This window comes from Marinobacter qingdaonensis, assembly GCF_034555935.1.
GTDB classification, from domain to species: domain Bacteria; phylum Pseudomonadota; class Gammaproteobacteria; order Pseudomonadales; family Oleiphilaceae; genus Marinobacter; species Marinobacter qingdaonensis.
The window spans coordinates 2989057-3003960 of record NZ_JAYDCJ010000003.1 but is presented as its reverse complement, the minus strand read 5'-3'; the positions used below and the strand labels follow the sequence as shown (position 1 = coordinate 3003960).

The following is a 14904-nucleotide window of genomic DNA, read 5'->3' as shown; positions in this document are numbered from 1 at the left end:
CCATCCACTCCGGAGTTCTCATGTCTGCTCGCCCCCCGAAGTTCAGGCCCGACGCCTGGCTGGCCACCCTGGCTTTGACCGGCATCTGTGTCATCAGCCTGGGTAACGTCGTGGTCCGCTATGCCACGGATGCTTCATTCGCCTTCACCGAAGAATACTCTGTGTTTTTGCTGGTGGTGCTGACCTTCGCCGGTGCGGCGGTGGCGGCCCGCCACAACCAGCACATCCGCATCGAGTTGATTGAGCACGTGCTGCCACCGCGCCTCAAGAAGGTGGTGTACGTGCTGCAGTGGCTGGCCGGGGTGACGGTACTTGGCATTACCGTGTGGTACGGCAGCAAATTTGCGCTCGAGGAGTACCAGTGGGAATCCCTGTCGCCGGGGCTGGGGCTCCCGAATTGGATCTACGTGATCTGGCTGCCGGTGCTGTCGCTGGCCATCATCATCCGGATGACCCAGAACCTGATAGACCGCCTGCGCGGCAAGGTGGATCCGGAGGTCATCCATGAGTCCTGATCTGCTGCTGATTGGCACCTTTCTGCTGGCCCTGCTGCTGGGGGTGCCGGTGGCCATCGCCCTTGGTCTGGGGGGCGTGGTGGGTATTCTGGCCGGGTTGTCGCCGGACATGCTGGCCACCCTGGGGACCAACACCTACAACAGCGTGGCCAAATACCCGCTGATTGCGATTCCCCTGTTCATCCTCACCGGCCTGATCTTCGAGCGGGCCGGGGTGGCCGCGAGCCTGGTGCGCTTTGCCCAGGCCATCATTGGTCCCCGCCACGGCGGGCTGACCGTGGTAGCGGTACTGGTGTGCCTGATCATGGGCGGCATGAGTGGCTCCGGGCCGGCCGACGCCGCCGCCGTGGCCATGGTCATGCTGCCGAGCATGCGCAAGGCCGGTTACCCCCAGCCGTTTTCCGCCACGCTGATTGCGGCGTCGTCGTCCACGGCCATCCTGATTCCACCCTCCATCGCGCTGATCCTGTACTCCATCGTAGTGCCCGGTGTGGACCTGCGGGCATTGTTCGCCGCCGGCGTGTTCCCGGGCATCCTGGCGGGGCTGTCGCTGCTGGTACCAGCCCTGTTCCTGGCGCGCAAGTACCGCTGGGAAGACCCGGAGGAATCTGAGCGGCCGCCATTCTGGCCCAGTTTCAAGGCCGCGCTGCCGGCGCTGTTCGCCCCGGTCATCATCCTCGGTGGCCTGAGATCCGGGCTGTTCACCCCGACCGAGGCCGCCGTGGTCGCCGTAACCTACGGCATCATCGTGGGCTGCCTGGTGTACCGCAACCTGAGCCTCCGCAACCTGTTCAGCCTGATCACCGACGCCGCCGTGACCTCTGGGGTGGTCATGCTGATCATCGCCCTGGCCGGCATTTTCGCCTGGGCCGGCACCACCCTCGGCACCTTCCAGCATCTGGCCGAGGCGCTGTTGTCCCTGTCCAGCAATGGCTGGGTGTTGCTGGGGCTGGTCATGGTGCTGGTGCTGATTGCCGGCATGCTGCTGGATGCGGTGTCGATCTACCTCATCCTGATCCCCATCGTGCTGCCGCTGATGACCCATTTCGGCTGGAACCCGGTGTGGTTCGGCATACTGCTGGCCATGAACATCGCCATTGGTCAGTTCACCCCGCCGGTGGCCGTCAACCTGATGGTGACCACCCGCATCGCCAATATCCGGCTGGAGCACACCCTGGGTTGGGCCATGGTGTTCATTGCGGCCATGGCCGTAAGCCTGTTGCTGGTAATGCTGTTGCCGGGGATCGCCCTGTGGCTTCCGGAGCAGCTCGGGTTTGTTGTGGGGCAGTGGTAAGGCTGCAGCGGGGATAAAACCGGGGGCAGGGTTGATAAAGCCCCCGGTGCGACCCACGCTAGTAATACAAGCCATCAACCAGGGAGGTTGGTCATGAGTGAGCTAACCCAACAGCACTGCCAGGCGTGCCGCAAAGACGCGCCAAAAGTCACCGAGGCCGACAAGAAAACGCTGTTAAAGGAAGTGCCCGACTGGGCCATTGATGAGATCGATGGCGAGGAACAGCTGCTCAAGGTGTTCCGGTTCAAGAATTTCACCGGAGCGCTGGCCTTTACCAACAAGGTGGGCGAGTTGGCTGACTCGGAAGACCATCATCCGGCCATCTTGCTGGAGTACGGCAAAGTTACCGTGCGCTGGTGGACCCACGCCATTGGCGGCCTGCACCAGAACGATTTCATAATGGCGGCGAAAACCGACGCGGCCTACACCGAGCCCAAGTGACCTCTGCGTGGCGGAATCGGCCTTCCGCCACGCTCGCCCCGCCATTCGGCGGGTGGGCGTTATTCATGTGATGCGGATTCCGGCCAGGTGTTGGGAAAGCTGAGCAGGATACGAACCCGTTCGCAAAACCGCAGGAGGCCCCAAGGATCGCGGGTTTCGGATCTGCTATGGTGGAAGCACTGGAAGGTACACGTGCTCAACAACCATTAATCAAGGAAGATCATGCGAATATCCACGCTCCCCCTCGTTGTCCTCTGTCTCTTCATGGGTTTCACTTTCTGGGTTATGGCAGGCGCCGAGCAGTCCCTGCTGGCCTTCGGTGCCCAGCTCATGTCGAGTCCGGATACCGCCCAGGTTGTCATCGATCTCTACATTCTGGCCGCACTGGCTTGCGTCTGGATGTACCAGGACGCCAAACGCCGCGGTAAGGGGCTGGGTTATCTTATTCCGTTCTTCGTTCTGACCGCGGTGTTTGTGTCGGCCGGGCCGCTGCTTTATTTGGTGCTGCGTGGTGGGCAAGAACCGGAAGCCGAAGCCAGCAAAATATAAAAGGCCGCTTAAGGTTGTTTCTGGCCTGTCGGCCGTCCACCGGACGCCCCCGTCGGGGCGCCGCTAATGGCAGGCGTTATCAGACAAGGAAGTGAATCAATGAAGCAAACGGGCAGTTGTCTCTGCGGAGGCATCCAATACGAAATCAACGGTCCACTGACCGATGTGCTGAATTGTCACTGCTCAATGTGCCGGAAGCTACACGCATCAGCGTTCAGAACCCGCGCAAAGGTAAAGTCCTCCGACTGGCATACCGTCAAAGGTCAGGAGTTGATGAAATTCTACGAATCCTCTCCGGGTGAGCATAAGGGCTTTTGCTCGAACTGCGGTTCAAGCCTCTACACGAAATTCGATGCAAATCCGGATATCTATGGATTCCCACTCGGAACACTCGACACAGACCCAGGAGTAAAACCCGAGCGGCACGTATTCGTTGCTAGTAAGGCTCCCTGGTTCGAGATTACGGACGATCTATCTCAGAATGCGGAGTATGACTGAGACGGTGATAACAAGCCGCGTCACTCGGACGGCCTTGTCAGGCCGCTGGTGCGCTCAGCGTTAAATGCCAAGGAAAGGTATGATCATCGGCAATTAACAAGGTCTTGCAGTTCGTTCCTGCCTGCAGCCTCTACCGGAAACAACTGCCGTGGCACCTCATAGCGCTGTATTGCGGCCGGCTTGGGGATTGGCAGGCTTGCGGCTCTTGTCCCTTTGGCGCCATGATTACGGGTTCAGACAAGCGCAAAGCTCCTCAGAGGTAACCTTGGTGATTGAACGTCGTTTGAATGGGTTTGTGGTGCCCTGGTGCCTCGTAGTACTGATTGTTCTCCTGGCTTCGCCGGGTTTCGTATTGGCGAAAAGCAAGCTGACCTTCGCGTTCAGCGAAAAATCACCGCCGTACAGTTTCTCGCTTGACGCGAAGGCGGTCGGGCTTCTCCCGGATCTGGTGCAACTGGCGTTCAGTTTTATCCCCGACTACAGCACGGAAAACGCAGTGATGCCGTGGTCAAGGGCGCAGTTCAACGTTCGGCTGGGTCTCTCCGATGGTTTTCTCACCTATCCGTCGAAAGAGCGACAAGGCTACGCCCTCTTTTCGAAATCGCCGCTCTTCACCCAGGACTTTGGCTATCTGGTGTACTCGGCGGACAACCCCAACCTAGGCGTGATTGAATCGGCTACCAGCTTCGCTGACTTGTCCAGTCTGACGGTGATCGTCGAGAAGGGCTCCAAATGGGAGGAGGACAATATCCCCGACTTTCTGGAGACGGTATCAGGCCGAGATGTGAATACGATGATGCATCTTCTTATGCTGCGGGAAGCCGGGGATTTTTTTGTGCAGCCGGCCGAAGACGCCCGATTCATCGCTCAAAAGCTTGGCTATTCGGAGAAGCTGAAAGTTCGCAAGGTTGATTTTGTTCCGAATTCCCTGATCCCCTTTCATATTGGCGTATCGCGCGAACTTCCATCCGCCGAGACGGTGATCAATAAGGTCGATGCGATCATGCGGGATCCCGAATTCCAGTCACAACTCGACCTTCTGCTTGAGAGTTATCGATGACTCCGAGTGGTTTAATCTTTCGTTTCCACGGATTGGACATACGGTTTTTTGCGCTCTAGTTCCTCATCCCATGCACTAGCTTGGGGATACAATCATTATCGAACAGCAGAAGTATTGGATACCAAGGAGGGTTACTCTTGTCTAATGTAAGTATCGAATTCGGATTCAGCGTCCCGCAATCGACGGTGATGCGGTGGGTGTTAAAGCAGTTCATTGGTTATACCGGCTATTTCATGACTGCCTTGACCGCTGCTGTCTGGATGGCTCTGGGTTTGTTCGTTGTCGCCTTGTTTTCACAAAACGCCGTTGTCGCTATCTTGGCATTATTCGTGGAGTGGGGAGGGGAGGTATTCGCGCCTTTGAAAGACGGTGGGAGCCTGGTTTTTGGGAATCACCAAGCCCAGAGAGGGGAAAACGACGTGAGCGGCCTGCAGGCCGCACTCTCGATCGTTGCGAGTGTTTCCTTCGTGCTGTATTTCCTGGCCGCTGTGGTGAAGGCGATATTTGATAGAGAACTGACCCTGGCTCAGTCCGTAAAGTACACCTTCGTTAAGCGCACCTCCCTTATCGTTTTTGTGGCAATTCCTCTTGCCAGCGTTTTTCAGCTCAAATCTGGTATCGCGCCAGATTCACTCTTTATTTCAGTATTTCTTGCGGTCTTTATTGCTCCTGCGCTGTTACTCAGTGGGTATTGGTCCGTTTTCTGGAATCAACTGGTCAGTCAGGCGATTTGTTACGTGGATGCGGGCGGTGAAAATGCTCCTATGCAATCGCTGTCCTAAGCGCTACCAACACCGAATGTTCTACATTCATTTAATCGAGTCAGGAATGGCCGCCCGACTTTAACCCCCAGGCCCAGCGGCTACCGGCATTGAGGAGAACGCACGCCATGAGCGCAGACTTTCAGCCCGGCCGTAACATCGCGATGAAAATTCCCGCCCACGAATACGAGAGCACGGTGCGCTTTTACCGGGAGGTGCTCAGGTTCAGGGAGCTGACCGGCAGCAACGCTGACGACACGCCCAGGTTTGAATTCGGCGACAAGGTGCTCTGGCTCGATCGGGTCGCCGGTTTGAGTCAGGCCGAGATCTGGCTGGAAGTCATTGCCAGTGATATTGACCAGGCATCGGCCTATTTCCGGCAGCAGGGCTGTTCCCGGTGCGATGAGATCGAGCCGTTGCCGGAGTCCATTAAGGCGTTCTGGATCGCCAGCCCGTCCAACATCATCCACCTGGTGTCGTCGGGGGAGGGCACCTGAAACCCGGCAAGCCTAGTGCCTGCGGCGGGCAATCCGGCCTTGCCATTGACGTTGTGTGTCATAGACTTAAGCTAACTGGCGGCAATGACTGAAATTGTTGCCGGCAACCCCCCCAAGAACGCTCACCGACCAAGAGGACTGGCCGTGCCCCTATTCTCCCGTTTTCGTCACGCCGTGACGCTCTCCCTCACGCTGCTTGCCGGGCAGACTTTCGCCGCTGACCCGGTGGTGGTCTCGTCCAAGATCGATACCGAGGGTGCGGTTCTGGGCCAGATGATCCTGCAGTCGCTGGAGCAGGCGGGCATTCCGGTGGAGAACCGGTTGCAGCTGGGCGCGACCAACATCGTTCGCAACGCCATCAAAGCGGGCGAAATCGATCTCTATCCCGAGTACACCGGCAATGCCGCTTTCTTCCACGACCAGGCCGATCGCGATCTCTGGAAAGATGCCGACAAAGCCTACGAGCGGGCGGCCAGCCTGGACAAGGACGCCCACAACATCATCTGGCTGAAGCCGGCGCAGGCCAACAACACCTGGGCCATGAGCGTGCGTGGTGACCTGGCCCGGGACAACGGTTTGCAGACGCTGGAGGACCTGGCGGCTTACATCAATGGCGGTGGGGCGTTCAAGTTTGCGGCCAGCGCCGAGTTTGTGGAGTCGGCCAGCGCCTTGCCAGCGTTCCAGGAAGCCTATGGCTTTACCCTGAGCGCCGACCAGCTGCTCGTGCTCTCGGGTGGCAACACCGCCGCCACGCTGCGGGCAGCGGCCCTGAACAACAACGACGTCAATGGCGCCATGACCTACGGCACCGACGGCGGTCTGAACGCGCTGGATCTGAAGGTAATGGAAGACACCCTGGGCGTTCAGCCAGTGTACCAGCCGGCGCCCATCGTGCGCGCGGAAGTGCTGGAGGCTTACCCCGCGATCCGTGAGGTGCTGGAGCCTGTGTTTGATGCCCTGGACCTAGAAACCCTGCAGCGCCTGAATGGCCTGGTGGCCGTGAACGGGGTGCCGGCGGAGCAGGTGGCGCGGGATTACCTGGATTCGCTGACCCAGGACTGAGGTTTGCCGAGTTCCACGCCCTCCCCACAGCCGATGACGCCGAACCGCGTAGTCCCGGTGTTGGCGGTCCTGGCCCTCATCCTGGCCTGGCTGCTGGATTTTGGCACCATCCAACCCAATCGCATCGTCCCGGGCACCGGTCACGGTCTGCTGTCGGCGCTCGGCTGGCCGGGAGCAGGGCTGGTAACTCTGGTGCTGGCGGCGTCGATTCTGCTCGCCATCCGGCCCATTCGAATTCGCTATCCGCTGTTGCTGGGTCTGGTGGGCCTGTCCCTGGCCTTGCTGCCACTGTTACTGCAGGTCTTTGCCGGTCGCCATCTGCCCGAGGATGCGCCCTATGCCCGGTCCTCGGTCGGGGCTGGCTTCTGGTGCCTGCTGTTTCTGCTGTCGTTGATGCTGGTTGAGGCCCTCGGCCGCTATGGCACCCGGCGCGGGTTGCAACTGGCGCTACTGCTGGGCCTCGCGGGCAGTTGGTTATGGCTGCTGCGGAGCGATGGCCTGGCGAGCCTGTCCCTGGTGCGGGAGTTCGATGCCCGCCCCGGTGCGTTTGAGCAGGCGCTGTGGACTCATCTGGCGCTTGCGTTGGGCGCCGTATCCCTCAGCGCCGGTCTGGCGTTTGTGCTGGCGCTGAAAATGATGCGCAGCCCGGCCTGGCAACGACCGGTGCTGGGTGCCGTGAGCTTCCTGCAGACCATTCCGAGTCTGGCCGTGTTTGGCCTGTTGATAGCACCCCTCAGTGCCTTGTCGGAGGCGTTTCCGGTCCTGCAGGCCCTGGGCATCCGGGGCATCGGCTGGGCGCCCGCATTGCTGGCCCTGATGGCGTACAGTCTGCTGCCGATGGTGCGCAACACCTTCGTTGCGCTTACCGAAGTTCCGGAACACCTGGTCGACGCGGGCCGGGGAATGGGCATGACGGACCGACAGCTGTTTTTCCAGCTCAAACTGCCCTTGGCCATGCCGGTCATCATTGAGGGCGTGCGCATCACCACCATTCAGGCGATCGGCCTGACCGCGGTGGCAGCCCTGATTGGTGCCGGTGGCCTGGGCAGTTTCATTTTCCAGGGTCTGGGGCAGGCGGCCATGGACTTGGTGCTGCTTGGGGCCTTGCCTACCATTGCGCTCGCGCTGCTGGCGGATGCGCTGCTCACCATGCTGGCCAACAGTTTGAAGCCAGCCCCCGTAACCACATGATTGCCAAAAGGCCCATGTCCGGATGATTGAACTGAAAAACGTGACCCGGCGCTTCGGCGAAGCCATCGCCGTGGACAACATCAACCTGACCGTGGAAACCGGCGAGGTCTGCGTGCTGGTGGGCAGTTCCGGGTGCGGCAAATCCACCACGCTGCGCATGATCAACCGTCTGTTGCCCCACAGTGCCGGCGAGATTCTGGTGGACGGCGAGAGCGTGACCGCCATGAATCCCGACCAGTTGCGCCTGAACATGGGGTACGTGATTCAGGGCACGGGGTTGTTTCCCCACTGGACGGTGGCGCGCAACATCGCCATGGTGCCGCAGTTGCTGAAATGGCCCAGGGACCGAATTGAGGCACGGGTGCGGGAGTTGATGACCCTGCTGGACCTGGACCCGGCCACGCACGCCCACAAATACCCCCAGCAGTTGTCCGGTGGCCAGGCCCAACGGGTCGGAGTTGCCCGGGCACTAGCGGCCGATCCCAACATTTTGCTGATGGACGAACCCTTTGGCGCGCTGGATGCCATCACCCGGGAGAATCTGCAGCTGGAAATGCTGCGGATTCAGCGACAGGTCTGCAAGACCACGGTGTTTGTGACCCACGACATCGATGAAGCCCTGCGGCTGGCGACGCGCATCGCGGTGATGGACCAAGGCCGGATCATCCAGCACGACACACCGGAGAACATTCTGCGCCGGCCGGCGTCGGCCTTCGTGGAGAGTCTGGTGGGCAAGCAGGACCGGGGGCTCAAGCTGATGAGTCTGCGGCCGGTGCGGGAACTGATGGTGCGCCACCCGGAACCCAGACCAGGAACGCCCGGCGAGGACGGCCTGCACGAAGACGACAGCCTGCGCCTGGCGCTGTCGGTCATGCTCTGGCGCGACCGGCCTGAGGTCGCCGTGCTCGATGACCAGGGGCAGGAGGTCGGGGTGATCACCCGCGAGCGCCTGCTGCAGGGCGGAATCTGATGCGCGCCTGGCTGCCGCCCGCCTTGTTGATTGCGTTGCTGTGCGGGTTGTCCGTCGGCATGACCCTGCTGGAGCCAATGTTCCGGTGGCTGCAGCCGGACAAGCAACAGGTGCTGTACGATCGCGACAGCTTTCTGTTCCTGTTGCAGAACCACCTGCTACTGGTCGCGGTGTCCGCGGCCATCGGTACGGTCGCGGCCGTGGCCGGCGGAATCTTTGCCACCCGGTCGGCGGGCCGGGATTTTCTGCCCCTGGTCAGCCAGGTGGCGTCCATCGGCCAGACCTTTCCACCGGTGGCGGTGCTGGCGCTGGCGGTGCCGGTGCTGGGCTTTGGGGAGGCGCCGATTCTGGTGGCGCTGATTCTGTACGGTCTGCTGCCCATCCTGCGCAACACCCTGGCCGGACTGGAGGGCATTGATCCGGCCGTGCGGGAGGCGGCACGGGGCATGGGCATGTCGCCGGTTCAGGTCCTGGTGCAGGCGGAGCTGCCGCTGGCGGGCCGGGTGATTCTGGCCGGGATCCGCACCTCCGTCACCATCAACATCGCCACGGCGGCCATCGGGTCCACCATCGGAGCCCGGACCCTGGGCGATCCCGTTATCGCGGGCCTGGTCAATGACAACACGGCCTATGTCCTGCAAGGGGCCCTGCTGATCGGCTTGCTGGCGCTGACCACCGACAGCGTGTTCGAGGCGCTGGAGCGGACCTGGGAGCGTCGGTTGCCGAGCCGGTAACGAGGCTGGCAAGTTCCCTCGGGTCGCACCACCCGGTCGTTCTGGCCTGTGCTATGGTTGATTAAAGCTGCTCTCTGTTGCGGAGTGTGGATGTCTCTGAGAGTTCTGGGTATCACCAAGAATCGAAAGAGGGATCAAGCCATGAACGCCACTCCGCTCGCTTTCACTATCAGTCTTGCCGCTGCCTGCGCCTGTGTCAGCGCACAGGAAAAACCATTGGTCATTTCCCACGAGGACCCGGGGCTTGAGTGGATGCCGTGCCCGGATTTCATCCCGGAAGGCTGCCAGATCGCTGTACTGAAGGGAGATCCGGCCGACACCAATCTTGACATTTTTTTCAAGGTGCCCGGGGATTTCGAGATACCCCCACATTTTCACACCTCCCAGGAGCGTATGGTGCTGGTGTCTGGCACGCTGGAGGTCGTGTACGAGAACCATGAGAAAGAGACCATCAGCGTCGGCGAGTACGCGTACGGACCCGCGGAACTGCCGCACTCAGCATACTGTCATGCGGGCGCGGACTGTGTTCTGTACATTGGCTTTGTGGCCCCCCTGGACGCGATTCCCATTGAGGGCATCAACGACTAGTTTTCGGTCCGGGCCGGATGGGGCGAACCAATGCCGGTTGCCTGACGTAGCTTTTGGGACCGTCAACGCCACGAATCAGGGAGGCGATCCATGACCATTTTTGAAGAGCTTCGGGCCGATCACGACAAACAGCGCAAAATGATCGAACAAGTGCTGGCGACCAGTGGAGCCAGTGACGAACGCAAGCGGCTGTTTCTCAACCTGAAGAAAGAGTTAGCGGACCATGCGCTTGCCGAGGAGCGGCATTTTTACGTGCCGCTGATGCAGTACGACACGACCCAGGAACAGGCCCGGCACAGCGTCGCGGAGCATCACGAGCTGGATGAGTTGATTGAAGCGGTCTCGTCCGCCGAGGAGGACTCGCCGGGCTGGCTGGCGCACGCCAAGAACCTGGCCCACAAGCTGTTGCACCACCTCGAGGAAGAGGAAAAAGAGGTGTTCACCGTGGCCGGCAAGGTACTGGCGGATGCCGATAAAACGTCCCTCGGGGCTGACTATCGGGGTGAAATGGACAAACGGGCGGAAACGCCGTAAGCCGGGCGGACAAACGCCCAGGCTCAACCGAACAGACGCGACGGCCAGGGGAGCCTACCGCCGCTGCAAGGAGTGCAGTCATGAAAGCAAAGATCAGCCTGGTCACCCTGGGGGTCGATGATCTGGAACGGGCCACCCGGTTTTACGGCGAGGGCCTGGGGTTGCCGCGCCATGAGTTCGAGGGTGGCGGCATTTCCTTCTTCAGCCTGCAAGACACTTGGCTGGCGCTGTATCCCCGGGCCGAGCTGCTGAAAGATCTCGGGCTTCCGGCGAGCACCGAACCGGGCTTCTCCGGCATTACCCTGGCCCACAATGTGGCAACCAAAGCGGAGGTGGATGCGCTGCTCCAGCAGGCAGTAGCCGCCGGTGCCACCCTCACCAAACCGGCGGAGGAGGTGTTCTGGGGCGGCTATTCCGGCTATTTCCAGGACACCGAGGGCCACTACTGGGAGGTGGCCTACAACCCCTTTCAGGACCTGACGTGATGATCGCGCCCGGTATGGTGAGTCGACCGACGCTCTGATCGCCGTCCGAGGTCCCGAAAGTCCTGTCCTGGATTAACCCGCGAATCCGGGCCACAACACATGGAGAGACGCCATGGATATTGTTCGCATCATCGTTGCCATTCTTTTGCCGCCCCTGGGAGTGTTCTTGCAGGTCGGCTTGGGTAAGCACTTCTGGATCAATATTGTGTTGACGTTACTGGGCTATCTGCCGGGGATTGTGCACGCCGTATACATCATCGCCAAGAAGTGAGCGGCCGTTGGCGTTGAGCGTGGCAGGTGTTGGCAGTGCGGGGGATTCCTCAGCGAACCTCCCGCACTGATGCGTTCAATATCCGTTGGTAAAGCCCACAGTGCTGCAATCGGGGTAACTCTCGACCACCTGACCATCAATCCAGACCGCCACCGCCTGTGCCGTGCCGCTGGCACTGCTGCCGTAACGCACCTCGGCGCTGCCATCACTGGCGATTCTGATGATGCCCTCGATCGGGCAGGCCTCGGTGTCGGAAATCACGACCGGTGCCGGGGTTGAGAGTTGGACATAGCCGCCGATGTCCGAGCCGAGGATTTTGCCGGCGATGCTGAACTCGGTGGTGGACTCGGTGCGGTTGATCCGAATGTCACCGCCGGTGATGGCGGCGTAGTCGGAGCCCAGTTTGATTTCAAAGGCGTCAATCGTATTGGTCAGGCTGAAGTTGTCGGGGTTGCCGCCGGCTCCACTGACGATTCGAATGTCGGTGGAGCCGAGGATTTGCAGTGGCTCGCCGGTCGTTAGTCGCTCCCCCGTGATATCGTAACTGGCGGAGGCGCTGGCCTCAGTCTCACCCGAGACGGTGAGCACCGCGTCGTAGCCACCGTTCAGCAGCACGGCGCCGTAGCTGCTGGTGGTGACGACACAGGCGTTGAACGTCAGGGACTGTTCCGCACCCTGACCGTTTTCCACGTAGGACACCGTGAGGGTTCCGCCCCCGTCACAGTCCACGGTGGTCGATTCTTCTGCGCCGGCGGGCAGCAGGGTGCCCTCAACTTCCCCAACCAGCGCCAGTCCTTCGGCAATGCCATCGTAGAGTCCGACCAGGTTCTGGACATTGGCGTCGGCCGAGATGGCAATCTGCTTGTTGGCGTAGTTTTCGGTATCGAGAGACAGGGCAGAGCTCGAACTGCCTCCGCCGCCGCCACCTCCGCCACAGGCCGCAAGCACAGCGGCGCCGGACACGAGCATCACGCCTTTCACAATGGGTTGTTGTTTCATAAGTCTTCCTTGTTGACTGTGGCTGATAGCTGTCGCGAGTACTCCAGGCGGAATTGAGCGACGCCTCCATTGGAAGTGAAAGTGCCCATAAAGTCCAGAGGGCCCAGGCCGACGGAAGGAGGGCGGCGTACTGGTAATCACCCAAGACGAGCGGCACCAAAAACTGGATAATGGCGGGTCAATCAAGCCACGGCGCGCCCAATTCTCCAACGCTGGTACCCTCGTAATGGAAATCAACGTCAACTTCCTCGACAACCTCAGACTTGAAGCCAAGTTTGATGATTTTACTGTCGTTACTGACCAACCCATCCGCTACAAGGGCGACGGCTCCGCCCCCAGCCCGTTCGATTATTTCCTGGCGTCGTCCGCCCTGTGTGCGGCCTATTTCGTGCGGGTCTACTGCAAGGCCCGGGACATCCCGACCCACAACATCCGGCTGTCCCAGAACAACATCGTCGACCCGGAAAACCGCTACAACCAGATCTTCAAGATCCAGGTCGAGCTGCCGGAGGACATTTCCGACAAGGACCGCCAGGGCATCCTGCGCTCCATCGACCGCTGCACGGTCAAGAAGGTGGTGCAAACCGGCCCCACCTTCGAAATCGAAACCGTCGAGAATCTGGCTGAAGACGCCCAGGCCCTGCTGATGGCCGAGCCGGAGGGCGGCACCCGCACCTTCATCGAGGGCAAGGACCTGCCGCTGGAGCAGACCATCGCCAACATGACTGGCATCCTGGCCGATCTGGGCATGAAGATTGAGATTGCATCCTGGCGCAACATCGTGCCCCACGTGTGGTCGTTGCACATCCGGGATGCGGCCTCGCCCATGTGCTTCACCAACGGCAAGGGTTCCACCAAGGAAAGCGCCCTGTGCTCGGCTCTGGGTGAGTTCATCGAGCGTTTGAACTGCAACTTCTTCTACAACGACCAGTACTTCGGTGAGGAAATTGCCAACAGCGATTTCGTCCATTACCCCAACGAGGAATGGTTCAAACCCGGGCCCAACGATGAGCTGCCAGCCGGGATTCTCGACGACTACAGCCTGGACATCTACAACCCGGACGGTGACCTGCGGGGCTCTCACCTGATCGACACCAACTCGGGCAAGGTGGAGCGGGGCATTGTCTCGCTGCCGTTCGTGCGCCAGTCCGACGGCGAGGTGGTGTACTTCCCGTCCAACCTGATCGAGAACCTGTTCCTGAGCAATGGCATGAGTGCCGGCAACACCCTGTTCGAGGCCCAGGTCCAGTGCCTGTCGGAGATCTTCGAACGGGCCGTGAAGCGGGAAATCCTGGAGCAGGAACTGGCGCTGCCTGACGTGCCGCTGGAGGTGCTGGAGAAGTACCCGGATATCCTGGAGGGCATTCGCGCCCTGGAAGAGCAGGGCTTCCCGATCCTGGTGAAGGACGCCTCCCTGGGCGGCCAGTTCCCGGTCATGTGCGTCACCCTGATGAACCCGCGCAACGGCGGCGTCTTTGCTTCCTTTGGTGCCCACCCCAACTTCGAGGTGGCGCTCGAGCGCAGCCTGACCGAATTGATGCAGGGCCGCAGTTTCGAGGGCCTGAACGATGTCCCGGCGCCCACGTTCAACAGCCTGGCGGTCACCGAGCCCAACAACTTCGTGGAGCACTTCATCGACTCCACCGGGGTGGTGTCCTGGCGCTTCTTCAGCGCCAAGTCCGATTACGAGTTCTGCGAATGGGATTTCTCCGGCACCAACGAGCAGGAGGCCGCCGGCCTGTTTGGCATTCTTGAGGAGATGGGCAAGGAAGTGTACATGGCCGTGTACGAGGACCTGGGGGCGCCCACCTGCCGGATCCTGGTGCCCGGATACTCCGAGGTCTACCCGGTGGAAGACCTGATCATGGACAACACCAACATGGCCCTGGACTACCGCGAGGACATCCTCAACCTGCACACCCTGAGTGACGAGCAGCTGGCGGATCTGGCGGAGCGCCTGGAGGCCAGCCAGCTCGACAACTACATGACCATCATCAACCTGATTGGCGTGGAGTTTGATGAGAACACGGTATGGGGTCAGCTGACCATCCTCGAACTGAAACTGTTGATCTGCCTGGCCCTGCAGTGGCATGAGGAGGCGCTGGAGTTCGTCGACATGTTCCTGCAGTTCAACGACAACACCGTGGAACGGAACCTGTTCTACCGGGCCGTGTACGCCGTGCTGGAAGTGACCCTGGACGAGGAGCTGGAACTGGACGACTTCATCGTCAATTTCCGCCGCATGTACGGCGACGACACCATGGCTGCCGTGGTCGGCTCGGTGGATGGCAGCGTGCGCTTCCACGGCCTGACGCCCACCAACAGCCAGCTCGAGGGCCTGGAGAAGCACCAGCGCCTGATTGAAAGCTACAAGAAGCTGCACGCCGCCCGGGCGCGCAAGGCCGGCCTGGCCGGCTGAACCGGTCCGCGCCTGGGCCGGGCAGGGGCCGCGCTC

General features: G+C 60.8%; 18 protein-coding genes. 17 read left to right on the top strand and 1 reads right to left on the bottom strand.

The window, feature by feature from the left end; translation table 11 throughout:
• The first annotated feature begins 20 nt into the window (after positions 1 to 20).
• The 16 genes from U5822_RS17005 (at position 21) to U5822_RS16930 (ending at position 11450) form a co-directional block, all read left to right on the top strand.
• A complete protein-coding gene (locus U5822_RS17005) occupies positions 21 to 515 on the top strand; it encodes a TRAP transporter small permease (protein ID WP_322856794.1) in 495 nt (164 codons plus the stop codon).
• A complete protein-coding gene (locus tag U5822_RS17000; RefSeq protein ID WP_322856793.1) occupies positions 505 to 1809 on the top strand; it encodes a TRAP transporter large permease in 1305 nt (434 codons plus the stop codon). The genes U5822_RS17005 and U5822_RS17000 overlap by 11 nt, the downstream gene beginning before the upstream one ends.
• Positions 1810 to 1902: 93 nt before the next feature.
• Positions 1903 to 2250: a 4a-hydroxytetrahydrobiopterin dehydratase gene (locus U5822_RS16995; protein ID WP_322856792.1), complete on the top strand. Its 348-nt coding sequence runs from the start codon at positions 1903 to 1905 to the stop codon at positions 2248 to 2250.
• A gap of 222 nt (positions 2251 to 2472) precedes the next feature.
• On the top strand, positions 2473 to 2799 hold the full coding sequence (locus U5822_RS16990; protein WP_322856791.1) for a DUF2834 domain-containing protein: 327 nt from the start codon (positions 2473 to 2475) through the stop codon (positions 2797 to 2799).
• Positions 2800 to 2865: 66 nt separating this feature from the next.
• Positions 2866 to 3297 carry a GFA family protein gene (locus tag U5822_RS16985; protein WP_322856790.1) on the top strand — a complete coding sequence of 144 codons (432 nt, stop codon included), beginning with the start codon at positions 2866 to 2868 and terminating at the stop codon, positions 3295 to 3297.
• A gap of 268 nt (positions 3298 to 3565) precedes the next feature.
• Complete coding sequence (locus U5822_RS16980; protein ID WP_322856789.1) at positions 3566 to 4357, top strand: substrate-binding periplasmic protein; 792 nt, start codon at positions 3566 to 3568, stop codon at positions 4355 to 4357.
• Positions 4358 to 4494: 137 nt separating this feature from the next.
• Complete coding sequence (locus tag U5822_RS16975) at positions 4495 to 5139, top strand: hypothetical protein (RefSeq protein WP_322856788.1); 645 nt, start codon at positions 4495 to 4497, stop codon at positions 5137 to 5139.
• A 107-nt stretch (positions 5140 to 5246) separates the two neighbouring features.
• Positions 5247 to 5615, top strand: a complete 369-nt coding sequence (locus U5822_RS16970; protein WP_322856787.1) for a VOC family protein — start codon at positions 5247 to 5249, stop codon at positions 5613 to 5615.
• Between the two features lie 138 nt (positions 5616 to 5753).
• Positions 5754 to 6677 carry a glycine betaine ABC transporter substrate-binding protein OsmF gene (osmF, locus tag U5822_RS16965; RefSeq protein ID WP_322856955.1) on the top strand — a complete coding sequence of 308 codons (924 nt, stop codon included), beginning with the start codon at positions 5754 to 5756 and terminating at the stop codon, positions 6675 to 6677.
• A gap of 33 nt (positions 6678 to 6710) precedes the next feature.
• Positions 6711 to 7868 carry an ABC transporter permease gene (locus tag U5822_RS16960; protein ID WP_322856954.1) on the top strand — a complete coding sequence of 386 codons (1158 nt, stop codon included), beginning with the start codon at positions 6711 to 6713 and terminating at the stop codon, positions 7866 to 7868.
• Positions 7869 to 7890: 22 nt separating this feature from the next.
• Positions 7891 to 8838: an ABC transporter ATP-binding protein gene (locus U5822_RS16955; RefSeq protein ID WP_322856786.1), complete on the top strand. Its 948-nt coding sequence runs from the start codon at positions 7891 to 7893 to the stop codon at positions 8836 to 8838.
• A complete protein-coding gene (locus U5822_RS16950; protein ID WP_322856785.1) occupies positions 8838 to 9572 on the top strand; it encodes an ABC transporter permease in 735 nt (244 codons plus the stop codon). Before U5822_RS16955 ends, U5822_RS16950 begins: the two co-directional genes overlap by 1 nt.
• Positions 9573 to 9713: 141 nt before the next feature.
• Positions 9714 to 10160 carry a cupin domain-containing protein gene (locus tag U5822_RS16945; RefSeq protein WP_322856784.1) on the top strand — a complete coding sequence of 149 codons (447 nt, stop codon included), beginning with the start codon at positions 9714 to 9716 and terminating at the stop codon, positions 10158 to 10160.
• 90 nt (positions 10161 to 10250) lie between these two features.
• The gene (locus U5822_RS16940; RefSeq protein WP_322856783.1) at positions 10251 to 10694 is read left to right on the top strand and encodes a hemerythrin domain-containing protein; all 444 of its coding nucleotides are present in this window, start codon (positions 10251 to 10253) and stop codon (positions 10692 to 10694) included.
• A gap of 80 nt (positions 10695 to 10774) precedes the next feature.
• A complete protein-coding gene (locus U5822_RS16935; RefSeq protein ID WP_322856782.1) occupies positions 10775 to 11179 on the top strand; it encodes a VOC family protein in 405 nt (134 codons plus the stop codon).
• A gap of 112 nt (positions 11180 to 11291) precedes the next feature.
• On the top strand, positions 11292 to 11450 hold the full coding sequence (locus U5822_RS16930) for a YqaE/Pmp3 family membrane protein (RefSeq protein ID WP_322856781.1): 159 nt from the start codon (positions 11292 to 11294) through the stop codon (positions 11448 to 11450).
• Positions 11451 to 11525: 75 nt separating this feature from the next.
• Here the strand turns inward: U5822_RS16930 and U5822_RS16925 are convergent, their stop codons facing one another.
• Positions 11526 to 12449, bottom strand: coding sequence for a hypothetical protein (locus U5822_RS16925; RefSeq protein WP_322856780.1), 924 nt, complete (start codon positions 12447 to 12449; stop codon positions 11526 to 11528).
• 226 nt (positions 12450 to 12675) lie between these two features.
• On the opposite strand from U5822_RS16925, the gene U5822_RS16920 reads away from it, so the two are divergent.
• Entirely contained in the window at positions 12676 to 14868 is a 2193-nt protein-coding gene (locus U5822_RS16920) for an OsmC domain/YcaO domain-containing protein (protein ID WP_322856779.1), read from the top strand.
• The last annotated feature ends 36 nt before the right edge of the window (positions 14869 to 14904 follow it).